We start from the raw sequence: 20,218 nt of genomic DNA, 5'->3' as shown, positions 1-20,218 counted from the left end.
CTCAGAGGTCGGCCGGGGCGGCCAGCTTGCCGACCACGGCGGTGGCGGCGGCGACCTGCGGCGAGACCAGGTGGGTACGCCCACCGCGGCCCTGCCGGCCCTCGAAGTTGCGGTTGGACGTGGACGCGGCGCGCTGACCGGGGCTCAGGGTGTCCGGGTTCATGCCCAGGCACATCGAGCACCCGGCGAAGCGCCACTCGGCGCCCGCGTCGGTGAAGACCTTGTCCAGCCCCTCGGCCTCGGCGGCGGCGCGCACCTGGAATGAACCGGGCACGATCATCATCCGTACGCCGTCGGCCACCCGGTGCCCGCGCAGCACGTCGGCGGCGGCCCGCAGGTCCTCCAGGCGCCCGTTGGTACAGGAACCCACGAAGACCACGTCCACCGCGACGTCCTTGAGCGGGGTGCCGGCGGCCAGGTCCATGTATTCCAGGGCGCGGCGGGCGGCGTTGCGGTCGGACTCCTCGACGAACTCCTCGGGATCCGGAACCACACTGTCGAGCGCGGCACCCTGTCCCGGGTTGGTGCCCCAGGTGACGAACGGGCTGATCGTGGAGGCGTCGATGTGGATCTCGGTGTCGTACTCGGCGCCCTCGTCGCTGGGCAGGGTCTTCCAGTACTCGACCGCGGCGTCCCAGTCGGCGCCCTGCGGCGCGTGCTCGCGCCCCTTCAGGTACGCGAACGTGGTCTCGTCCGGCGCGATCATGCCGGCCTTGGCGCCCCACTCGATACTCATGTTGCAGATGGTCATCCGGCCCTCCATGGAGAGCTTGCGGATGGCGTCGCCGCGGTACTCCACGATGTGGCCGTTGCCGCCGCCGGTGCCGGTCTGCGTGATCAGCGCAAGGATGAGGTCCTTGGCCGAGACGCCCGGACGCAGCTCGCCACTGACCACGACCGCCATCGTCTTCGGCTTGGCCTGCGGCAGCGTCTGGGTGGCCAGCACGTGCTCGACCTCGCTGGTGCCGATGCCGAAGGCCAGCGCGCCGAACGCGCCGTGGGTCGCGGTGTGCGAGTCACCGCAGACGATCGTGGTGCCCGGCTGGGTGAGCCCCAGCTGCGGGCCGATCACGTGCACGATGCCCTGGTCCTGGTCGCCGAGCGAGCGGATCTGCACGCCGAACTCGGCGCAGTTCTTGCGCAGCGTCTCGATCTGGGTGCGCGAGACGGTGTCGAGGATGGTCATCAGGTCGCCGCGGCGGGTGTTGAAGGCCGGATCGGCATAGCCCGTCGGGGTGTTGTGGTCCTCGGTCGCCAGCGTGAGATCGGTGCGGCGGACCTTGCGCCCGGCCAGGCGCAGGCCGTCGAAGGCCTGCGGGCTGGTCACCTCGTGCAGCAGGTGCAGGTCGATGTAGAGCAGATCAGGCTCACCGTCGGCGGACCGCACCACATGGTCGTCCCAGACCTTTTCGGCCAGGGTCCTGGGTTTCCCCTGTTCGGGAGTGACTCCCACCATCTGGACATCCTAAATTCTGGGAGGTATGTTTCGGCTTGTGGGACACAGTATGAGCGGTGTCGGCGTTCTCGACAAGGCGGTGGTCATCCTCGCCGCCTGTGTCGACGGCGCCAGCCTGGCCGAATTAGTCGACCGGACCAAGCTGCCCCGGGCGACCGCGCACCGGCTGGCCCAGGCCCTGGAGATCCACCGGATGCTGGTCCGGGACACCCAGGGCCGGTGGCGGCCCGGGCCGCGCCTGGGCGAGCTGGCCAACGCGGCCCCGGACGTGCTGCTGACAGCGGCCGAGCCGCTGCTGTCGGCGTTGCGCGACGCGACCGGGGAGAGCGCCCAACTCTACTTGCGGCGGGCGGACGAGCGGATCTGCGTCGCCGCCACCGAACGCGCGAGCGGGTTGCGCGACACGGTGCCGGTCGGGTCGGTGCTGCCGATGGTGGCCGGATCCGCGGCCCAGATCCTGCTGGCCTGGGAGCCGCCCGAGGCGGTCATGCCGCTGCTGCCGCGGTGCAAGTTCACCGGTCGCACGCTGGCCGAGGTGCGCCGGCGCGGCTGGGCGCAGAGCGTCGCGGAACGCGAGCCCGGTGTGGCCAGCGTCTCCGCGCCGATCCGGGACCGGACGGGCCGGGTCATCGCGTCCATCTCGATAAGCGGTCCGATCGAACGACTCGGCCGCCGCCCCGGCGAACGCCACGCGATGGCGGTCGTCCGCGCGGGACAACGCCTCAGCGGTCTCTGACCCCCGCCAGAATCAGCGACCACGGCGGTTCAGCCAGGGCGCGATCCGAGGCGTGGCAACGATCAGGCCGGCGGCGAGCGCCGTGATCGCCTGCCCGACCCGCCCGGCGTGACGGCGCCGGGCCGGTCAGGTGCACGACGGTGCCGTAGGCGAACAGGACCACCGGCACCGCGACGATGACCCGGATCCCGCGGGGCACACCGGCCCAGCGACCACCCCGCACCGCGTCAGGGCGTCCACACGGCGTTGTCGTGGGCGAAGACCACGCGCGCCGGGTCGAAGCTCAGCAGCCGTTCGACCCAGGCCGGCGGGAACGGCAGTGGCGCCTCGGCACCGTCCAGCCCGGCCCGCCGGGCGAGCACGTCCGCGGTGAAGCCGACCGCGTGATCGTGACTCTGCCCCGCGACGATGACCGTGCCGTCCCCGCGGCGGACCACCAGGGACTGGTGGCCGGCGGTGTGCCCGGGCGTGGGCACGATCACCACCCCGGGCAGGATCTCGGCTTCGCCGTCGAGCTCGACGTAGACGGCGCCCGGGTGGTCGATGAGCCAGGGCAGCGTGTGGTCCTCGACGGTACGGGCGATGTCGAGCTCGAGCCGCTGGGTGTAGACAGGCCGGCCGGGCAGCGCCGGGTTGCCGCCGCTGTGGTCGAAGTGCAGGTGGCAGTTGACGATGTGCCGGATGTCCTCGGGCCGCGCACCGACGGCGGCGAGCGCCTCGGGCAGCGGCACGCGGTGGGGCCGGTAGTGCGCGTCCACGTCCGGGTCCGCGCCCATGCCGGTGTCGACCAGCAGCAGGCCGGCGGGATGCTCGACGAGGTAACCGAGGCACGGCTCGACCCGGGGTGAGCCCGTGCCCGTCTCCTCGGCGGGCCGGATGAAGTAGCCGAAGTCGACGCGTCGCACGTTGATGTCCGTCACAGAAGCCAGTCTGCCGTCTGCACCGGCTGGAGAACGGCCCGGGGAATACGCCCAGAGCAGACAAAGCCGGGCAGACAAAAGCGGCCCGTGTCTCTCGACACGAGCCGCTTGCTGCTTGTAGCCCCGAAGGGATTCGAACCCTCGCTACCGCCTTGAGAGGGCGGCGTCCTAGGCCGCTAGACGACGGGGCCAGAACACGCTGTACTGCAGAAACGCTGCACTTCTGTGGTGCCTTACCTGCTGCTTCCGGCTCTTTGGCGTGAGCAACGGTGCGGAACTCTATCAGAAGTCCAGCACCACCGCCCTTGCGGGAGTCGGTCGCGCTGGGGTACCAGGACTCGAACCTAGACTAACTGAACCAGAATCAGTCGGGCTGCCAATTACCCCATACCCCATTGGTACGGCTTGCCGTACCGAGTGGAAACTCTACCCGAGCCCATGGTGGCGAACAAATCGGGTTACCACCCGGCGTTTCCGTGACCGCGTGACTACCGGAACATGTCCGTGTTGTCCCGCGCCCAGGCGGCGAAGGTGATCCCCGGACGGCCGGTCAGCTCGGCCACCGTCTGCACCGCCACCTGCGGATGTCCGACCATCTGGCGCAGGCCGTCGGCGTACCAGCCGCCGTACTCGCCCATGGCCAGGGTCAGCTGCTCGACCAGTTCGTCGTGCGGGAGGTCGACGTAGGTCAGCTCGCGGCCCAGCGCCGCCCCGATGCTCAGCACCCGTTCGCGGCGGGTCAGGGACTCCGGACCGGTCAGCTCGTACGAGTGGCCCTCGTGACCCTCCTCCAGCAGGCACCGGGCCGCGACGGCCGCGATGTCCTCCAGCGCGATGGGCGCGTTCGCGACGTCGCCGTAGCCGTCGCGGACCACGTCCCCCGCGGCGATCTGGGCCGACCAGATCCCCGAGTTGGTCATGAACTCTCCCGGCTCCAGGTGCACGAACGGCACCCCGCACGCCTCGACGCCGTCCTCGATGACCTGCCAATGGTCACCCTTGGCGCCGGCCATGTCGACGATCCGGCGTACCCCCGCGGCCGCGGCCAGCCGGCACACCTGCTCGTTGGTCTCCACCAGCGGGGCCAGATACATCCGGTCCACGCCCGCCAGGGCGGCCGGCAGCGTCTCAGGCCGGCCCAGATAGCCCCGGACGGCCTCGACCTGCGGCGGCAGGCCGGCCTTGGCCGGGTTGACGGTCAGCGCCCGCACGTCGGTCGCGCCGAGCGCCAGCAGCTCGTCCACGACCAGCCGGCCCACGCCGCCCGTCGCACCGGTAACGAGGATCTTCATGTGCCCTCCCAGTTCTCGTATGCCCTACGGAAACTCTTCTCGTAGGGTATACGAGATGACCGAGTACAGCGGGGCCACCGATCCCGACCGGATCCTGCCGCTGCTGTGGCGGCACAAGCAGGTGCGCAAAGCGACCACCGGGCGCCCGCCCCGGCTCACCCTGGATCAGGTGGTGGCGGCCGGCATCGCCGTGGCCGACGAGGAAGCACTGGCCGCGGCCTCGATGGCCCAGGTCGCCACCCGGCTCGGAGTGGCGACGATGACGCTCTACACCTACGTGCCGTCAAGGGCCGAGCTGGTGGAGCTGATGGTCGACGAGGTCCTCGGCAGCCGCCGGCTGCCCGGACCGGGCGAGGAACGGCCGGCGCACTGGCGCGAGCAGATCCAGCTGTACGCCGACCGCACGATCACGATGTACCGGGAGCATCCGTGGCTGTGCCAGGTCTCCCGGATCCGCCCGCCGCTGGGCCCCGGCACGCTGCGCGAGAGCGAGTACGTGCTGTCCACGCTGGGCGGCCTGCCGGCGTCGCGCCGCAACACGGCCGCCGTGACGATCACCATGTTCGTGACCGCCGCGGCCCGGCAGGAGGGCGAGAACGCCCAGCTGCGCCGAGCCAGCGGCGAATCGAACGACAGCTGGTGGGGCCGGCGGGGTCAGCTCTGGGAGGACTGGTTCGACGTCGAGCAGCATCCCGCGATGACCGCGCTGTGGAACGCCGGCGGCTTCGACCGGGGCCCGGACCAGCAGGCCACGGACGCCTTCGCCTATGGCCTGGGGCTGCTGCTCGACGGCATCGAACGTCAGGCTGACGCGGCTCAGTCCAGCGAGACGACCGGGTTGCGCAGCTCGCCGATGCCCTGAACGCTGACCATCACGGTCTCGCCGGAGACGATCTGGCTCACCCCGGCCGGGGTGCCGGTCAGGATGATGTCGCCGGGCAGCAGGGTCATCACGTGCGAGACGTACGACACCAGGGTCGGCACGTCGAAGACCATGTCCTTGGTCCGGCCGAGCTGGCGCACCTCCATCTCATCCGGGTTGCGGCCCACCTCGCAGCGCACCTCGAGGTCACTGACGTCGAGGTCGGTCTCGATCCACGGCCCGATCGGGCAGAACGAGTCGAAGCCCTTGGCCCGGGTCCACTGCGGGTCGGTGCGCTGCAGGTCGCGGGCGGTCACGTCGTTGCCGACCGTGTAGCCGAAGATGGCCCGCTGGGCACCGGCCCGGTCCACTCGGCGGGCGCCGGTGGCGCCGATCACCACGGCCAGCTCGGCCTCGTGCTCGACCTGCTGGGACTGCGGCGGAATCCGGATGGCGTCGTTCGGGCCGATCACCGAGGTGGACGGCTTGATGAAGATCAGCGGCTCCTTGGGCACCTCGTTGCCGAGCTCGGCCGCGTGGTCGGCGTAGTTGCGGCCGACCCCGATCACCTTGCTGGAGAAGATCGGCGCGAGCAGCCGGACGTCGGCCAGGGCCCAGCGCTGCCCGGTGAAGCGCACCTGCTCGAAGGGGAGGCTGCCGATCTCGGCGATGGTCAGGCCCTTGGCCCCGGCCCCGGACTCACCCTCGACGACCCCGAAGGACACGCCACCGGCATGAACAAAACGAGCGAAACGCACGGATAACCCCATCCATTGAGCGATGAAAACGCAGGATCGAGGCTACGCGCTGCGCGGCACGGGCTCGGTGCCCAGCCGGGGGAACGGGCTGAGCGAGAACACCACCTCGACGGGCACCTCGAAGTAGTCACAGATCCGCAGGGCCAGGTGCAGGGACGGGCTGAACTCACCCCGTTCGAGATAGCCCACGGTCTGGTAGTGCACGCCGAGGGCGTCGGCGAGCTGGCGCCGCGAGATGCCGCGCTCGGCGCGCAGCATCGCGATGCGGTTGTACGTGATCTCACTGCTCATGCGTCGTCCGTCACCCGATCCGCGTCATGGCCTTCTCGCGCCGGGCGGCGACCGCCGAGCCCGACTCCCGGCGGGCCATCCGGCGCAGCACGACCGGCGCGAGCACCAGGCCGAGAACCGCCCACAGGCCCAGCACGCCGAATGTCTCCGCGTGCCGCCAGGAGTGACCCAGCTCGACCGAAGCCAGCGCGTCGGGCAGGAACACGGAGCGCATGCCCAACCCTAGCCAGTAGACCGGGAAGGCCTGCGCGACCCCGTGCAGCCAGCCCGGCATGGCGCTGATCGGGTAGAAGATGCCGGAGATGGCGACCAGACCGCCCAGCGGCAGCAGGAGCAGTCCGATGTTGCGCGGATTCTCCAGCAGCGAGCCGAAGACCGCGCCCAGCGGGATGGTGGCGGCGAAGCCGAGGGGCAGCAGCCAGCACAGGGTGAGCCACCCGCCCGCGTCGATCTCCAGCCCGTCGACGATGAACAGACTCGGCACCATCTGCAGCCCGAAGCTGATCGCCGACATGCCGCCGACCAGGACCAGCTTGCCGACCAGGTAGCCGGCCATCCCGTTCGGTGTGGCCTTGGCCCGCAGCAGGGTGCCGTCCTCGCGGTCGGTCACCAGCAGCGTGGCCACCGTGAGCAGTCCCGCGAAGGCCAGGCCCATGCCCACCGTGCTCGGGAGCGTGCGGGCGCCCAGCGACAGGTCGGTGCCCGGCACGGTGGCGTCGCGCATGAAGTAGACGGTGCCGACCAGCAGGGCCGCCGGGAAGAAATAGGTCCACAGGTCCAGCACGTTGGTCAGGGTCTGCCGCAGCTCGATGCCGCCGCGGGCCAGCCCGGTGCGGGCGGCGGTGGAGACGGCGCTCATCGGACCACCTCGAAGGCGGAGGTGGCGGCCGCCCGGCCGGCCTCGGAGTCGCGGACCAGGGTCATGTAGGTGTCCTCCAGACTGGCGCGGCGCACTTCCAGGTCGGTGATGTCGTCGCCGTACTGCTGGAAGAGCTCCCGGACGAAGCGGGTGGCGTCGGCGGCGCTGTGCACGTAGCGGGAGCCGGCGCGGGTCCACCGGATCTCGGACTCCCCCGCGACCCGGCGGGAGAGCTGGTCGGCCGAGCCGTCCGCGATGATCCGGCCGCCGGCCAGGATGACGATCCGGTCGGCCAGCTTCTCCGCCTCGTCCAGGTCGTGGGTGGTGAGCAGGACGGTGGTGTCGTCCACATCGGTCAGCCGGTGCACGAGGTCGTGGAACTCGCGGCGGGCCGCGGGGTCGAAGCCGACCGTCGGCTCGTCGAGGAAGAGCACCTCCGGCCGGCCCACGATGCCGATCGCCACGTCCAGCCGGCGGCGCTGGCCGCCGGAGAGCCGGTTGATCCGGGTGCCGCCCTGCGCGCCGAGGCCGACGAGCTCGATCAGCTCGTCGGCCGGCCACGGGCGGCTGACGGCGGGCGTGGAGTAGTCGGCGTAGTAGCTGCCGAGGTGGTTCAGCAGCTCGCGGACGCGCCACTTGCCGTGGTCGCGCCAGGACTGCAGCACCACGCCGAGGCGGGCCCGCCACTGCTCACCGCCGGTGGCCGGGTCGACGCCGAGCACCCGGACCGTGCCGGCCGAGCGCATCCGGAAGCCCTCGAGGATCTCGATGGTGGTGGTCTTGCCGGCCCCGTTGGGCCCGAGCAGGGCGAGCACCTCGCCGCGCCGGGCCGTGAACGACACCCCGTGCAGGACGTCCGTGCTGCCGTATCGCATGCGCAGGTCGCGGACGTCGAGCACGGTCTCGTCCGGCACCATGCCCGCTCCCGTCACCTGCGCCCCCGTCATGGTCTCCATGTCGAGCACACTATCAAGGATGTAGTAGATGTACTACATTCGCTCGCATGCCAACTATCACCAGCGCCGACGGCACCCGGCTCGACGTGACGAGCACCGGATCGGGCCCCGGCCTGGTCGTCATCCCCGGCGGTCTGCGCCGTTCGCACCACTACCGCCGGCTCGCCGAGTCCCTCGCGGACTCCCGCACCGTGCACGTCATCGAGCGCCGCGGCCGCGGCGGCAGCGGCCCACCGGGCCCGGCGTACTCGATCGAGCGGGAGGTCGAGGACGCGCTCGCGGTGCTGGCCGCCACCGGCTCCGGCGAGCTGTTCGGGCACAGCTACGGCGGCCTGGCCGCGCTGCACGTCGCGCTCCGCCGCGACTTGACCAGGCTGGTGGTCCACGAGCCCGCGGTCAGCCTCGACGGCTCGATCGACACGACGTTCCTGCCCGAGTTCGAGCGCCGGCTGGCGCGCGGACGGTCCGCCGGGGCGATGGCCACCTTCCTCACCGGGCTGGGCTTCGCCCCGGTCGGTGTCGTACCGATGCCGGTCTACACCGCCTTCGCCTGGTTCCTGTTGCAGACGCCCGAGGGCCGGGAGAACCGTGAGCTGCTGCCGACGCTGCCGGCCGAGTGCCGGGTCACCGCCGGCCTGGACTCGGACGGCAGCCGGTACGCGGCCATCACCTCACCGACCCTGATCATCGCGGGCGGCCGCAGCCCGGAATGGCTGCGCCGGGTCCAACCACGGCTCGCGGAGCTCGTCCCGCACGCCCGCTACGCCCTGCTTCCGGAACTCGACCACAACGCTCCCGACCAGAGCGCACCCGCGGCGGTGGCGGACCTCGTTCGGGCGTTCCTCACCACAGACGACGCCGAGGCTCGATAGGAGTGGACTTGCTGGATACGCTGGTGCGATGCGGATCAGCGAAACTCACGCGCTGACCACTGTGCTGCCCTCGGTCAGCTGGATCCCGCTGGCCCGCGCCCACGCCGAGCGGGCGGACGAGATGACGGCCGGGCACCGCGCGCGCAAGGCGGCGGGCGAGAAGCACGCCATAGAGGATTTCCTGTACGACTACTACGGCACCCGCCCGGCCCAGCTCCGCCGCTGGCACCCTGGAGTGGGCACCGGGCTGGCCGCGGCGCCGACCGGGCTGGCCGAGCACGCCGCCTGGAAGTGGTACAAGGCGCATCCGGACGGCGTCGTGACCCTCGACACAGAGGCCTACATGCACGCCCGCGGCGAGAGCGTCCGCTACATCCACGGTCTGCTCACGGCCACGGCATCGCGGCCCGCGTTCTCCGGCTGCTTCGGCCTGCACGAGTGGGCGATGGTCTACCGCCAGCCGGAGCACCGGCACTCGCTGCCACTGCGGCTGGGCCAGGCCGAGACGGACAAGGTGGTCGAGGAGCACCCGATCCGCTGCACCCACTTCGACGCCTTCCGCTTCTTCACCCCCGAGGCGGTGGGGCTCAACCGCCTCCAGCCCACCCGGGCCACCCAGGTCGACCTGGACCAGCCGGGCTGCCTGCACGCGGCGATGGACTGCCACAAGTGGGCGAGCAAGCTCGGCCCCGCGGTGCCCGGCGCCCTCGCGCTGGACTGCTTCGCCCTGGCCGGCGACATCCGCCTGCTGGACATGCAGGCCAGCCCGTACGACCTGACGTCGTACGGGCAAGACCCGGTGAAGATCGAGACAGCCGAGGGCAAGGCGGAGTACGTCGCCCGCCAGCGCGAGTTCGCCCGCCGCGCGTCGGCGTTGCGGGCCCGGCTGATCCGGGTCTGCGAGGAGTTGCTGGGCCCGGCGCTGGCGGCGGAGAACCGCGAAGCCGTGGCCCCGCACAACAGCTGAGCCGTCAGTCGGTGTCGGCCCGCCGGTTGCGCTTGGTCTGACCGCGCCGCTTCTTCTCGGCGATCCGCCGCTCGACGGAGCCCCGCGACGGCCGGGTGGCCCGCCGGGCCCGCGGCGGCGGCGCGATGGCCCCGGCGACGAGGGCGGCCAGCCGGGCGGCGGCCGCCTCGCGGTTACGCAGCTGCGAGCGATGCTCCGAGGCGGTGATCGTCAGCACCCCGTTGACCAGCCGGCCGCCGAGCTGCTCGAGGGCGCGCTCCCGCAACGTGGGCGGCAGCAGCTCGGAGCCGGCCAGATCCCAGGACAGCTCCACCCGCGAGTCGGTGGTGTTGACGCCCTGGCCGCCGGGCCCGCTGGAGCGGGAGAACCGCCAGGAGAGCTCAGCAGCCGGGATCGTCAACCGGTCACTGACCCGTACGTCGTCCGCCACGCGCCCAGCATCGCACCGCGCGCACCCGGCCCGCCATCGCGGGTCTCACTTGCCGGCGACGGTGAATTCGCGGGTCACGTTGTAGACGTGCAGAGCATCGCTCGCCTTGTACACGCGGTAGCGGTACGTGCCCTTGCCGGGCGGCTGCACGGCCAGGGTGAACCGTCCCGAGCTGCGGATCTTCGCGCTGCTCACGATCTTCCAGGCGCCGCCGCTGTACCGCTGGAGATAAGCGTTCTGCCCGGCGTGGGTGGCCGGGACGACGTTTCCGTCGACGTAGCCGACGGTGCCGGCGGGCAGGCTCGACGGCTTGGATCTGATGCCGAGGCCCACCTTGACGTCGACCCGCCCGGTCCAGGTGGTGTTGTCCATGTAGCGGAAGCCGTCGGTGGTCGTGCCCGGGTCCATCATCAGGTACAGCCGGAAGGCTTTGCGCTCCGGTTTGACGGTGACAGTGAGCGTCCCGTCCGCCGCAGTGGTCACGGTGGTCAGCAACCGCTCGTCACCGTCGATGATCGGCTCGGTCTGGTCCTCCTGCATGACCCGGACCTGCCGGTTGCCGATCGGGTGCCGCTTGACGAGCTCGTCGATCCAGAACGCGCGGGCGCGCAGGGTCACGGTGCCGCCGTACGGGATGGTGGTGTTCTCGTTGGTCAGCGGCGACTGGCGGTCGAAGAACGCGCCGAAACGGCCGATCGTGTGGAAGATCCGGTTGTACGGCAACGGCCTCAGGTCGATCCGCTGGCGGGTGCCGTCGAGCCGCATGACCTGCAGGGTCCAGACCTCGAAGCCGCCGTGGGCCCGCTGCTCGCGGATCGGGTCGAACTCCCATTCCCCGTCCTGAGGGGTGCCGCTGATCAGGTGGCCCTGCACGATGCCGCAGGCGTTGTATTTCGGGGGGTTCGCGTCCATCAGGCAGAGGTACGTGGCGCCGTCGTCATGCTCGCTCGTCTCGCCGGCGATCACCCCGACCGAGTCGACGATGTGGGCCCGGATGATCACACCGGGCGAGGCTTCGAGGTCGACCGGTTCGGACGGCACGGTCAAGGAGGTGATGGTTGTGGTTGCCGCAGCCAGGCCGGCGGTGGGACTCACGGTACCGGCGAGGAGCAGACCCGCTGAGCAGGCAGCGAGCACCTTCCAAGTACGCATGGTCGTGAGTATGCGCGTCGCTCGGCGTACAGCAGGCGGTTACGGCCAGGGACTGACCGCCGGCGGTGCTTCGTTGTCCGTTCGGTCGGCCGCCGGCAGCCACAGCACGAAGGTGCTGCCCTTGCCGAGCTCGGAGAACGCCGCGACGTGGCCGCCGTGCGACTCCACGATCTGCCGGACGATCGCCAGGCCCAGCCCGGTGCGGCGCTGCCGGGAGCGTTCCGCGCCGGATTCCGGTTTCCCGCGCCAGAAACGGTCGAAGACCCGGGGCAGGTCCTCCGGGGCGATCCCCGGACCCTCGTCGGCCACGGCCAGCCACAACCATGATCCGGTACGGCCGGTCGCGACCGTCACGGTGGAGGACCCCGGGGCCAGCCGTACGGCGTTGGACAGCAGGTTGCCGACGGCCCGGCGCAGCCCGTCGGCGTCCCCGATCAGGTGCAGCTCCCCGGGCAGGTGGTAGCGCAGTCGCAGGCCGCGGTCGGTGATGAAGGACTCCTCGCCGGCCTCGCGGGCGATCGTGGTCAGCTCCACGTCGGCGTCCGACAGCCCGTGCGCGTCCCGGCGGGCGGTGGCCAGCAGGTCCTCCACCAGCCGCGACATCCGCGTCGTGGCCCGGTCCACCACGGCCACCGCCCGTTCGCGTTCCTCCGGGGTCGCCTCCGCCGGGGTGAGCGAGGCGTCGAGGTTCGTCCGGATGATGGCCAGCGGGCTGCGCAGCTCGTGCGAGGCGTCGTCGATCAGCTGGCGTTGTGACTGGAAGGCCTCGTCCAGCCTGTCCAACATGGAGTCGATGGTGTCGGCGAGGTCCCGCAGCTCGTCGCGGGGACCGCTGAGCCGGATGCGCCGGGAGAGGTCCGTGGCCTGGATCTCCCGGGCGGTCCGGGCGATCGCGCCCACCGGGCGCAGCGCCCGGCCGGAGAGCACCCAGCCGATCCCCAGGCTGGCGACGAAGAGCCCACCCAGCACGATCAACGAATAGGTGCGCAGAGTCTGCAGGGTGTTGTAGTTGATCGCCGCCTCGATCTCGCTGACCTCCGCGACGGTGACCTGATCGATGATCACCCGACCTTGCTTGAGGTACGCCACCTGCTCGGTGATCGGCCGCGGGTCGGTGGTCATCGCCACCGCGAAGTAGGTGATCGCCAGGGCCGCCCCGGCCAGCGCGAAGAGCAGCGTGGAGTAGATCACCGTGAGCCGGAACCGGATCGACCGGAACAGCTCCGGGCGCTTCACGCCGCCCCGTCCCGCAGCCGGTAGCCCCGCCCGACCACCGTCTCGATCGAGCCCTCGCCGAGCTTGCGCCGCAACGTGCCCACCGTGACCCGTACGGTCTGGGTGAACGGGTCGGCGTTGGCGTCCCACACGTGCTCGAGCAGTTCCTCGCTCGACACCACGTGCCCGGGCCGGGTCATCAGATACTCCAGGACGCCGAACTCCTTGGGCGTCAACGTCAGCCGCTCACCGCGCAGCGTCGCGACGTGCCGGGCCACGTCCAGCACCACGTCGCCGACGGTCAGCACCGACGACGTGCCGGCCGTGTCGCGGCGCAGCAGGGCGCGGACCCGGGCCAGCAGCTCGGCCAGGGCGAACGGCTTCACCAGGTAGTCGTCCGCGCCCTCGTCCAGCCCGCGGACCCGGTCCTCGAGGCCGCCGCGGGCGGTGAGCATGAGCACCCGCAGGTCGGTTTCGCCTGGGGTATCCACCTCGCCGCTGCGCAACGAGCGGCACAGGGTGAATCCGTCACCGTCGGGCAGGTTCACGTCGAGCAGCATCAGGTCGTACTCGTTCACGGTCAGCCGGTCGTACGCCTCGGCGGCGTCGAGCGCGACGTCGACCGCGTACCCCGTCCGGGCGAGACCGACCCGCAGGCCCTCCGCCAGGTCTTCCTCGTCCTCCACCACCAGCAGCCGCATCTGTCGACTATCCACGGCCGATGAGGGTCGTGGCCACCTGAGCGGCCCGGTCGATCGGCACGGCGAAGCCGATCCCGATGGAACCGCCGCCCTCCAGGGTGGCGATCGCGGTGTTTACGCCGACCACCTCACCGCGCGCGTTCACCAGCGGCCCGCCCGAATTGCCGGGGTTGATGGACGCGTCGGTCTGCACCGCGGTCTGCCGCACGGTTCCGCCCAGCCGCACCTGCCGGTCCAGCGCGCTGATGATGCCGGCGGTGACCGTGCCGGAGAGACCGAGCGGTGAGCCGACCGCCAGCACCGGCTCCCCCACCCTGGTGGCCCTGAGGTCGGCGCGGTCCAGCGGGCGCAGCGCGGCTGACGGGGTGACCCGCAGCACCGCAATGTCGCTGCTCGGGTCGGTGCCGACGACCTCGGCGGTGAGCCGGCGCCCGTCCGAGCCGACCACGCTGACCGCTCCCCCGCCCCGGGCCGCGACCACGTGGTTGTTGGTGACGATGTGACCGCGGTCGTCGAAGACGAACCCGGAGCCGGACGCGCCACCCGAGCCGGTGCGCACCTGCACGGACACAACGCCGGGCAGGGCCCGGGCGGCGGCGCCGACGAGATCGGACGGCACGCCGGGAGCGGCCGGCGGCGGCGCGGACGCCGGGTCGGTGGGAGTGGCTTCCGGCGCGGCCAGGTAGCCGGCCGCTCCGCCGGTGCCGGCGGAGATCGCCACCACGGTCAATCCGGCCGCGGCGACCAGCGGCCAGCGCCGGGCGGCGCGCGCGGGCGCCCCACCAGCGGTGGCCGGCGGTACGCCCGCAGCCCGCTCGTCGATGCCGGGTGAGAGGAACTCGGGTCCCCGGGGCGACCCGCCCAGCCCAGTGGTCATTGTCATCAGAGAACTCCTCTACGGGAGGCGGGCGAACCAGAACATGGAGGCCAGTGCGGCCAGCGCCGCGAACAGCAGGCCGATACCGATGAAGCGCGCCGACACGTCCTGCGTCTCGGTCTCGTAGCCGACCGAGCTGCCGATGTCGGCGTACGCGGACCGCAGCTCCTCGGCGCTGCCGGCCTCGAAGTAGTTGCCGCCGGTGGCGTCCGCGACCGCCTGCAGCGTCTGCCCGTCGACCGGCACGGGCTGGTTGCCGCCCCCGCCACCACCGCCGAGGGCGCTGCCGCCGATGGTCCCGTTCTCGGTGCCGAAGGAGATCGCGTCGACGGGCACACCGAGCTCGGTGGCCTGGGCCGCCGCCTCGGCCGGATCCTGCCCGGCGGTGTTGGCGCCGTCGGAGAGCACAACGACCCGGGCCGGTGGCACGTCCTCACCGGCCGCGGCGTCCAGCGTGCGGATCGCCTCCAGCGAGGTGGCGATGGCGTCACCGATGGCGGTACCGGCCCGGCCGGCGGTGCCCTCGGCGAGCCGGTCGATCCCGGTCTCGACGGCGGCCCGGTCGGTCACCGGCGGCACGAACACCGAGGCGGTGCCGGCGAAACCGACCAGGCCGACGTTGAACTGCTCGGGCAGTTCGGCCACGAACTCGCGCGCCGCGGCCTTGGCCGCGGTGAGCCGGTCCGGGTCGACGTCGGTGGCCAGCATCGACCGGGAGACGTCCACCGCGACCAGCACGGTGGCCCGTTCCCGGGGCACCTGCACCTCGGACTGCGGCCGGGCGAAGCCGACCACGAGCAGGGCCAGCATCGCCAGGAACAGCCCGGCGGGGACGTGCCGGCGCCACTGCGGCCGGGCCGGTGCGACCCGGTCGAGCAACTTGAGGTTGGTGAAGCGGACGGCGTACCGGCTGCGGCGGCGTTGCAGCACGACGTACGCGACGGCCAGCGCCGCGACGGCGGCCAGCAGCCACAGCCGTTCCGGGGAAAGCCACGTCATGGTCTTGCTCCTGTTCGCGAGGCTCGGCCCAGGCGGCGCTGGGCGTACACGTGCCGGACGATGTCCGCGACCCAGTCGCGGTCGGTGCGCAGGCTGAGGTGGGCGGCACCGGCCCGTTTCAGGCCGGTCTCGATGGACGCCTGCTGTCGTCGAGCTGCCTCGGCGTACCGCTCGCGCAGCTTGCGGCTGGCGGTCGGCACCTCCCGCCGGCGCCCGGTCTCCGGGTCCACCAGCGTCAGCAGTCCCACGTCCGGCAGTTCCTGCTCGCGCGGATCACGGATCTGCACGGCGAGCACCTGGTGCCGGGCGGCGAGCCGGCGCAACGGCAGTTCCCAGGCGGGGGCGCCGGGCCCGAGCCCGTCCTCGTCGAGACCGTCGAGGAAGTCCGAGACCACCACCGCCAGCCCGCGGCGGTTGACCGCGCGGTGCATGCCGTCGATGGCCTCGGCCAGCGGCACGGGCTCGGTCGTCGGCGCGGAACGGGGCACGGCCAGCAAGGTGCGCAACATGCCGAGCAGATGGGTGCGGCCGCCCCGGGCCGGGAACCGGCGTACCCCGTCGGGGCCGAGCAGGTGCGCGCCCAGCCGGTTGCCGGCGCCGGTGGTGAGGAAGCCCACCGCGGCGACCGACGCGACGGCCAGTTCCCGCTTCTCGAACTCGGCGGTGCCGAAGTCCATGCTCGCGGTGGCGTCGACCAGCACCCAGGTGGCCAGTTCCCGGTCCGCGTCGACCTGGCGGACGTGGGCGACCGAGGTCCGCGCGGTGACCGCCCAGTCCATCCGGCGGACCTCGTCCTCGCCGGGCCGGTACTCCCGGCTGCCGGCCGGCTCGCTGCCGATGCCGGGCAGCAACCCGAGGTACGAGCCGTGCAGCATCCCGTCGAGCCGGCGCGTGACCATGAGCTCGAGCCGCCGCAGCCGCCGTTCCGGGGCGAGTTCGTTGATGGAAGCGCCCTCGTTCATGCGGCGATGCCCAGGCCGGGGCCGTGTTGCTCCTGCGCCGGAGCGATCACCGGCAGCGGTACGGAGTCCACGATGCGCTGGACGATCGACTCGGGGGCGACCCCGTCGGCGACCGCGTCGAAGGAGAGCACCAGCCGGTGGGCGAGGACGTCGGGTGCGATGTCGAGCAGGTCGCCCGGCAGGACGTAGTCCCGTCCGCGCAACAGCGCCAGCGCCCGCCCGGCCGCCACCAGCCCGAGCGTGGCCCGCGGGCTGGCCCCGTACGCGAGCTGCCCGGCCACCTCCGGCAGGCCGAAGCGGGCCGGGTCGCGGGTGGCCAGCACCAGCCGGACCACGTACTCGGCCAGCGCGTGGTGCACGAACACCTCGCGGGCCCGGGCCTGCAGCCGCAGCAGCATGCTGGTGTCCAGCACCGGCCGGGCGACCGGGCGCACGCCGCCCATCCGGTAGAGGATGCCGAGCTCGTCCTGGTCGCTGGGGTAGCCGACGACCACCCGCATCAGGAACCGGTCGCGCTGCGCCTCGGGCAGCTGGTAGACGCCCTCGCTCTCGATCGGGTTCTGGGTCGCCAGCACCAGGAACGGCCGCGGCACCGGATTCCTCCGGCCGCCGATCGACACGTGCCCCTCGGCCATCACCTCCAGCAGCGCCGACTGCACCTTGGCGGGCGCCCGGTTGATCTCGTCGGCCAGCACCAGGTTCGCCATCACCGGGCCCAGCTCGACGTCGAAGTCCTCCCGCGACGCCCGGTAGATGCGGGTGCCGATGATGTCGGAGGGCACCAGGTCCGGCGTGAACTGGATGCGGTGGAAACTGCCACCGACCGCCACGGCGAGCGTCTCCGCGGCCAGCGTCTTGGCCACCCCCGGCACGCCTTCGAGCAGGCAGTGCCCACCGGCGAGCAGCGCGGTCAGCAGCCGCTCGATGAGCCGGTCCTGCCCCACGATCACCTTCTTGACCTCGAACAACGTCTGCTCCAGCAGCCGCGCGTCGGTGTCGGATGCGATGTCTGTCATGGGTCCCCTTCTCGGCAACGGTGCGGGGGGCGGGCGCCGCGGACCTGGGGGTTACGCCGGACGCCCGCCCTTGGTATCGATGACACCAAGCGGGGCCGAAAGCGAAGCGAAGGAGCGCGCGGGCCTGCTCAGCCGCGATACTGGTGGCGGCGCCGGCGGAAGCCGGCCGCCGCTACAGGGAGGTTGCGTGTCTGCTCAGCCCGCGCCGGTCGCCGAGACCGGCTATCCGTGGCCCATCGAAACCGCGCGCCTGGACAACGGGTTGCGCGTGGTCGTCAGCGAGGATCACACCGCGCCGGTGGTGTGCGTGAACCTCTGGTACGACGTCGGCTCGAGGCATGAGCCGGCCGGCCAGACCGGCTTCGCGCATCTCTTCGAGCACCTGATGTTCGAGGGGTCGGTGCACGTCGCCAAGACCGAGCACATGCGCCTGATCCAGGGCTCCGGTGGCTCGCTCAACGCGACCACCAACCCGGACCGGACCAACTATTTCGAGACGCTGCCGGTCGAGCACCTGGAGCTGGGGCTCTGGCTGGAGGCGGACCGGATGGGCGGTCTGGTCCCGGCGCTGACCCAGGAGACGCTCGACAACCAGCGCGAGGTCGTCAAGAACGAACGGCGCCAGCGTTACGACAACGTCCCGTACGGCGACGCGTGGCTGCGCCTGTTGCCGCTGCTGTATCCGCCGGGGCACCCGTACCACCACGCGACGATCGGGTCGATGGAAGACCTGAACGCTGCCGGTCTGGACACGTTCAAGGCGTTCCACCAGCAGTACTACGCGCCGAACAACGCGGTGCTGACCGTCGCCGGTGACGTCACCCCGGCCGAGGTCTTCGCCCTGGCGGAGAAGTACTTCGGCGCGCTGGAGTCGGTCTCGGACATCCCGCCGGCGCCGCGCGGGCACATCAGCGGGGCGGCCACCGAGCCGGTCCGCGAGACGGTCACCGGCAAGGTCCCGGCCCCGCGGGTCTACCTGTCGCACCGCACCCACCCGTTCGGCACGGCCGGCTACGACGCCATCACCGTCCTGGCCACAGTGCTCGGCAGTGGCCGGGGCAGCCGGCTCTACCAGCGGCTGGCCGACGGTGCCCGAATCGCCCAGCCGGACTACGTCGGCGCGTACGGCGTCGACCTGGCCCACGCCCCGGCCCCGCTGATCGTCACGGCCACAGCCAAGGACGGCGTCGACGCCGAGCGGCTGGAGGCCGGCGTCGCCGAGGTGCTGGACAGCATGGCCACCGAGCCGGTGACCGAGGCCGAGCTGGAACGGGCCAAGGCCCTGCTCACCACCTCGTGGTGGCGGCAGATGTCCACAGTCGGCGGTCGCGCCGACACCCTGAGCCGGTACGCCACCCAGTTCGGCGACGCCACCAGCGCGGCCTACCGGTTGCCGCAGTGGCAGTCGGTCACGGCCGGCGACATCCTCGACGCCGCCCGCACGCTGAACCCGGAGTCCCGGGCCACCCTCACCTACCTGCCCGACGAAGGGACCGACCAGTGAGTCTCGTTGCCACCCAGCCCGGCCCCGGCGACTCCCGGCCGTACACGTTCCCGGACATCCAGCGGGTCTCGGTGGCCGGTGGTGAGGTCGTCGCCGCGCACATGCCGGGTCAGCACCTGGCCACAGCCGCGCTGCTGCTCGACGCCGGTGGCGCGCGGGAGTCCCCGGGCCGCGAGGGCACGGCCACCGTGCTCGCCAAGTGCCTGGAGGAGGGCACCACGACCCGGGACTCCGCCGCGTTCGCGCTGGCGCTGGAGGGGCTCGGTGCCGAGTTGTCCACCTCGGTCGACTGGGACTCGTTCCGGGTCGGTGTGTCCGTACCGGTGGCGCTGCTGTCCCGGGCCGTGACCCTGCTCGCCGAGGCCGCCCGCACCCCGCGCCTGGATCCGGCCGATGTCGCGCGGGTGCGCGACGACGAGGTGACCGCGCTGCGGATGGACTGGGCGCAGCCCGGCCCGCGGGCGGACGCGGCCCTGCGGATGGATCTCTTCGGGGCGGCCGAGCGGTACGGCCGGCCGCTGCACGGTGATCCCACGTCGGTCGCGGCCGTCACCGTCGAGGACGTGACCGCGTTCCACGAGTCCTGGCTGAAGCGGCCGGGCGTGCTGCTGGTCGCCGGTGATCTGGACCAGCTGGATCTGGCCGAGCTGGGGGCGGCCGCGTTCGCCGGGGCGACCGGGGAGCCGACCGCACCGGCCGGACCGCTGGGGGTGCCGATCGCCGCCGGCCGCCGGGTGCTGCTGGTGGACCGCCCGGGCTCGGTGCAGTCGACGCTGCGGCTCGGGCACCGCGCGCCGGAACGCGCAAACCCGGACTATGTGGCAATGACGCTGGTGGCGACGGTGCTGGGCGGGGCGTTCACGTCCCGGCTCAACCACCTGATCCGCGAGGTGAAGGGCTACACGTACGGCATCCGCTCCGATTTCGCGATGACCCGCCGGTTCGGCCGTTTCGGCATCAGCACCTCGGTGCAGACCGCGGTGACCGCGCCGGCGCTGACCGACACCATCGGCGAGGTGACCCGCACCCGGCTGGACGGCGTCACCGAGGAGGAGCTGGAGGTGGCCCGCACGTGGCGGGCCGGTCAGCTCACGGTCGACATGCAGACGTCGGGTTCGATCGCCGGTGCGCTGGCCACGCTGGTCGTGCACGGGCTGCCCGACGACTACTACGCGACCCTGCGGCGCAGCCTGCTCGACGCGACGGTGGCCGAGGTATCCGCCGCCGCGGCGAAGCACCTGCACCCGGACGGGCTGACAGTCGTCGTCGAGGGTGACGCCGCGGTGATCCGCGACGAGCTGGTGGCCGGTGGCCTGGGCGAGGTCGTCGACGCCGAGGTCTGAGGTGTTCCGCGGGCCGCCGGCGATGTCGCCGGCGGCCCGCGGCTTGCCAG

At 72.0% G+C, this 20,218-nt stretch carries 21 protein-coding genes and 2 tRNA genes; 6 read left to right on the top strand and 17 right to left on the bottom strand.

Translation table 11 applies throughout. The annotated features are described in order from the left end of the window. Position 1: 1 nt before the first annotated feature. Positions 2 to 1,456 (bottom strand): 3-isopropylmalate dehydratase large subunit, encoded by a 1,455-nt coding sequence (gene leuC / locus ACZ6S4_RS33205; protein ID WP_465478703.1) that lies wholly within the window; start codon positions 1,454 to 1,456, stop codon positions 2 to 4. A 49-nt stretch (positions 1,457 to 1,505) separates the two neighbouring features. Here leuC and ACZ6S4_RS33200 point away from each other — a divergent pair, with 49 nt between their 5' ends. After that, positions 1,506 to 2,192: an IclR family transcriptional regulator gene (locus tag ACZ6S4_RS33200; RefSeq protein ID WP_465478702.1), complete on the top strand. Its 687-nt coding sequence runs from the start codon at positions 1,506 to 1,508 to the stop codon at positions 2,190 to 2,192. A gap of 227 nt (positions 2,193 to 2,419) precedes the next feature. Here ACZ6S4_RS33200 and ACZ6S4_RS33195 read toward each other — a convergent pair whose 3' ends face one another. The 4 genes from ACZ6S4_RS33195 to ACZ6S4_RS33180 all read right to left on the bottom strand — a co-directional run bounded on the left by ACZ6S4_RS33195 (position 2,420) and on the right by ACZ6S4_RS33180 (position 4,404). Continuing rightward, positions 2,420 to 3,112: an N-acyl homoserine lactonase family protein gene (locus ACZ6S4_RS33195; protein WP_465478701.1), complete on the bottom strand. Its 693-nt coding sequence runs from the start codon at positions 3,110 to 3,112 to the stop codon at positions 2,420 to 2,422. Between the two features lie 118 nt (positions 3,113 to 3,230). Then, positions 3,231 to 3,303: transfer RNA gene (locus ACZ6S4_RS33190), tRNA-Glu, on the bottom strand. Positions 3,304 to 3,435: 132 nt separating this feature from the next. Beyond that, positions 3,436 to 3,507: transfer RNA gene (locus ACZ6S4_RS33185), tRNA-Gln, on the bottom strand. 93 nt (positions 3,508 to 3,600) lie between these two features. Next, positions 3,601 to 4,404 carry an SDR family oxidoreductase gene (locus tag ACZ6S4_RS33180; protein ID WP_465478700.1) on the bottom strand — a complete coding sequence of 268 codons (804 nt, stop codon included), beginning with the start codon at positions 4,402 to 4,404 and terminating at the stop codon, positions 3,601 to 3,603. Positions 4,405 to 4,459: 55 nt separating this feature from the next. Between ACZ6S4_RS33180 and ACZ6S4_RS33175 the strand changes: the two genes are divergently transcribed. Further along, entirely contained in the window at positions 4,460 to 5,266 is an 807-nt protein-coding gene (locus ACZ6S4_RS33175; protein WP_465478699.1) for a TetR/AcrR family transcriptional regulator, read from the top strand. Here the strand turns inward: ACZ6S4_RS33175 and ACZ6S4_RS33170 are convergent. The 4 genes from ACZ6S4_RS33170 to ACZ6S4_RS33155 are packed head-to-tail and all read right to left on the bottom strand — an operon-like array spanning position 5,221 to position 8,130. Next, positions 5,221 to 6,024 carry a fumarylacetoacetate hydrolase family protein gene (locus tag ACZ6S4_RS33170; protein WP_433721573.1) on the bottom strand — a complete coding sequence of 268 codons (804 nt, stop codon included), beginning with the start codon at positions 6,022 to 6,024 and terminating at the stop codon, positions 5,221 to 5,223. The two genes, ACZ6S4_RS33175 and ACZ6S4_RS33170, sit on opposite strands and share 46 nt — an antisense overlap. 42 nt (positions 6,025 to 6,066) lie before the next feature. Further along, positions 6,067 to 6,315: a helix-turn-helix transcriptional regulator gene (locus ACZ6S4_RS33165; protein ID WP_465478698.1), complete on the bottom strand. Its 249-nt coding sequence runs from the start codon at positions 6,313 to 6,315 to the stop codon at positions 6,067 to 6,069. A 10-nt stretch (positions 6,316 to 6,325) separates the two neighbouring features. Then, positions 6,326 to 7,174: an ABC transporter permease gene (locus ACZ6S4_RS33160; protein ID WP_465478697.1), complete on the bottom strand. Its 849-nt coding sequence runs from the start codon at positions 7,172 to 7,174 to the stop codon at positions 6,326 to 6,328. Next, positions 7,171 to 8,130 carry an ABC transporter ATP-binding protein gene (locus tag ACZ6S4_RS33155; RefSeq protein WP_465478696.1) on the bottom strand — a complete coding sequence of 320 codons (960 nt, stop codon included), beginning with the start codon at positions 8,128 to 8,130 and terminating at the stop codon, positions 7,171 to 7,173. The genes ACZ6S4_RS33160 and ACZ6S4_RS33155 overlap by 4 nt, the downstream gene beginning before the upstream one ends. Before the next feature lie 47 nt (positions 8,131 to 8,177). On the opposite strand from ACZ6S4_RS33155, the gene ACZ6S4_RS33150 reads away from it, so the two are divergent. Together ACZ6S4_RS33150 and ACZ6S4_RS33145 are read left to right on the top strand one after the other, a co-directional pair. Then, entirely contained in the window at positions 8,178 to 9,002 is an 825-nt protein-coding gene (locus ACZ6S4_RS33150) for an alpha/beta fold hydrolase (protein WP_465478695.1), read from the top strand. Between the two features lie 28 nt (positions 9,003 to 9,030). Beyond that, a complete protein-coding gene (locus tag ACZ6S4_RS33145; RefSeq protein ID WP_465478694.1) occupies positions 9,031 to 9,969 on the top strand; it encodes a 3-methyladenine DNA glycosylase in 939 nt (312 codons plus the stop codon). Positions 9,970 to 9,973: 4 nt separating this feature from the next. Here the strand turns inward: ACZ6S4_RS33145 and arfB are convergent, their stop codons facing one another. From arfB to ACZ6S4_RS33105, 8 genes are read right to left on the bottom strand one after another with little or no spacing between them, the layout of a single operon-like run. After that, complete coding sequence (gene arfB, locus ACZ6S4_RS33140) at positions 9,974 to 10,399, bottom strand: alternative ribosome rescue aminoacyl-tRNA hydrolase ArfB (RefSeq protein WP_465478693.1); 426 nt, start codon at positions 10,397 to 10,399, stop codon at positions 9,974 to 9,976. 45 nt (positions 10,400 to 10,444) lie between these two features. Next, a complete protein-coding gene (locus tag ACZ6S4_RS33135; protein ID WP_465478692.1) occupies positions 10,445 to 11,551 on the bottom strand; it encodes a hypothetical protein in 1,107 nt (368 codons plus the stop codon). Positions 11,552 to 11,590: 39 nt separating this feature from the next. Next, on the bottom strand, positions 11,591 to 12,787 hold the full coding sequence (locus ACZ6S4_RS33130) for a sensor histidine kinase (RefSeq protein WP_465478691.1): 1,197 nt from the start codon (positions 12,785 to 12,787) through the stop codon (positions 11,591 to 11,593). Continuing rightward, the gene (locus tag ACZ6S4_RS33125; RefSeq protein WP_465478690.1) at positions 12,784 to 13,467 is read right to left on the bottom strand and encodes a response regulator transcription factor; all 684 of its coding nucleotides are present in this window, start codon (positions 13,465 to 13,467) and stop codon (positions 12,784 to 12,786) included. The genes ACZ6S4_RS33130 and ACZ6S4_RS33125 overlap by 4 nt, the downstream gene beginning before the upstream one ends. A 7-nt stretch (positions 13,468 to 13,474) precedes the next feature. Then, the gene (locus ACZ6S4_RS33120) at positions 13,475 to 14,350 is read right to left on the bottom strand and encodes a S1C family serine protease (RefSeq protein WP_465478689.1); all 876 of its coding nucleotides are present in this window, start codon (positions 14,348 to 14,350) and stop codon (positions 13,475 to 13,477) included. Between the two features lie 12 nt (positions 14,351 to 14,362). Further along, the gene (locus tag ACZ6S4_RS33115; protein WP_465478688.1) at positions 14,363 to 15,343 is read right to left on the bottom strand and encodes a VWA domain-containing protein; all 981 of its coding nucleotides are present in this window, start codon (positions 15,341 to 15,343) and stop codon (positions 14,363 to 14,365) included. Beyond that, entirely contained in the window at positions 15,340 to 16,305 is a 966-nt protein-coding gene (locus ACZ6S4_RS33110) for a DUF58 domain-containing protein (RefSeq protein ID WP_465478687.1), read from the bottom strand. Before ACZ6S4_RS33110 ends, ACZ6S4_RS33115 begins: the two co-directional genes overlap by 4 nt. Then, entirely contained in the window at positions 16,302 to 17,321 is a 1,020-nt protein-coding gene (locus ACZ6S4_RS33105; RefSeq protein ID WP_465478686.1) for an AAA family ATPase, read from the bottom strand. Before ACZ6S4_RS33105 ends, ACZ6S4_RS33110 begins: the two co-directional genes overlap by 4 nt. A gap of 187 nt (positions 17,322 to 17,508) precedes the next feature. Between ACZ6S4_RS33105 and ACZ6S4_RS33100 the strand changes: the two genes are divergently transcribed. Further along, positions 17,509 to 18,825 (top strand): M16 family metallopeptidase, encoded by a 1,317-nt coding sequence (locus tag ACZ6S4_RS33100; protein WP_465478685.1) that lies wholly within the window; start codon positions 17,509 to 17,511, stop codon positions 18,823 to 18,825. Continuing rightward, complete coding sequence (locus ACZ6S4_RS33095; protein ID WP_465478684.1) at positions 18,822 to 20,168, top strand: M16 family metallopeptidase; 1,347 nt, start codon at positions 18,822 to 18,824, stop codon at positions 20,166 to 20,168. The genes ACZ6S4_RS33100 and ACZ6S4_RS33095 overlap by 4 nt, the downstream gene beginning before the upstream one ends. Positions 20,169 to 20,218 lie beyond the last annotated feature (50 nt).

The sequence above is a fragment of the Actinoplanes sp. NPDC051405 genome (genome assembly GCF_055586185.1).
The sequence above is the reverse complement of the archived record's forward strand: the minus strand, read 5'-3'. Positions and strand labels throughout refer to the sequence as shown.

What these genes read in the sequence shown, in the direction of transcription:
- leuC (WP_465478703.1), bottom strand. Translation starts at nt 1,456, where the DNA reads ATGGTGGGAGTCACTCCCGAACAGGGGAAACCCAGGACCCTGGCCGAA.
- ACZ6S4_RS33160 (WP_465478697.1), bottom strand. Translation starts at nt 7,174, where the DNA reads ATGAGCGCCGTCTCCACCGCCGCCCGCACCGGGCTGGCCCGCGGCGGC.
- ACZ6S4_RS33135 (WP_465478692.1), bottom strand. Translation starts at nt 11,551, where the DNA reads ATGCGTACTTGGAAGGTGCTCGCTGCCTGCTCAGCGGGTCTGCTCCTC.
- ACZ6S4_RS33155 (WP_465478696.1), bottom strand. Translation starts at nt 8,130, where the DNA reads ATGGAGACCATGACGGGGGCGCAGGTGACGGGAGCGGGCATGGTGCCG.
- ACZ6S4_RS33150 (WP_465478695.1), top strand. Translation starts at nt 8,178, where the DNA reads ATGCCAACTATCACCAGCGCCGACGGCACCCGGCTCGACGTGACGAGC.
- ACZ6S4_RS33110 (WP_465478687.1), bottom strand. Translation starts at nt 16,305, where the DNA reads ATGAACGAGGGCGCTTCCATCAACGAACTCGCCCCGGAACGGCGGCTG.
- ACZ6S4_RS33120 (WP_465478689.1), bottom strand. Translation starts at nt 14,350, where the DNA reads ATGACAATGACCACTGGGCTGGGCGGGTCGCCCCGGGGACCCGAGTTC.
- ACZ6S4_RS33175 (WP_465478699.1), top strand. Translation starts at nt 4,460, where the DNA reads ATGACCGAGTACAGCGGGGCCACCGATCCCGACCGGATCCTGCCGCTG.
- ACZ6S4_RS33165 (WP_465478698.1), bottom strand. Translation starts at nt 6,315, where the DNA reads ATGAGCAGTGAGATCACGTACAACCGCATCGCGATGCTGCGCGCCGAG.
- ACZ6S4_RS33105 (WP_465478686.1), bottom strand. Translation starts at nt 17,321, where the DNA reads ATGACAGACATCGCATCCGACACCGACGCGCGGCTGCTGGAGCAGACG.
- ACZ6S4_RS33125 (WP_465478690.1), bottom strand. Translation starts at nt 13,467, where the DNA reads ATGCGGCTGCTGGTGGTGGAGGACGAGGAAGACCTGGCGGAGGGCCTG.
- ACZ6S4_RS33145 (WP_465478694.1), top strand. Translation starts at nt 9,031, where the DNA reads ATGCGGATCAGCGAAACTCACGCGCTGACCACTGTGCTGCCCTCGGTC.
- ACZ6S4_RS33115 (WP_465478688.1), bottom strand. Translation starts at nt 15,343, where the DNA reads ATGACGTGGCTTTCCCCGGAACGGCTGTGGCTGCTGGCCGCCGTCGCG.
- ACZ6S4_RS33180 (WP_465478700.1), bottom strand. Translation starts at nt 4,404, where the DNA reads ATGAAGATCCTCGTTACCGGTGCGACGGGCGGCGTGGGCCGGCTGGTC.
- ACZ6S4_RS33200 (WP_465478702.1), top strand. Translation starts at nt 1,506, where the DNA reads ATGAGCGGTGTCGGCGTTCTCGACAAGGCGGTGGTCATCCTCGCCGCC.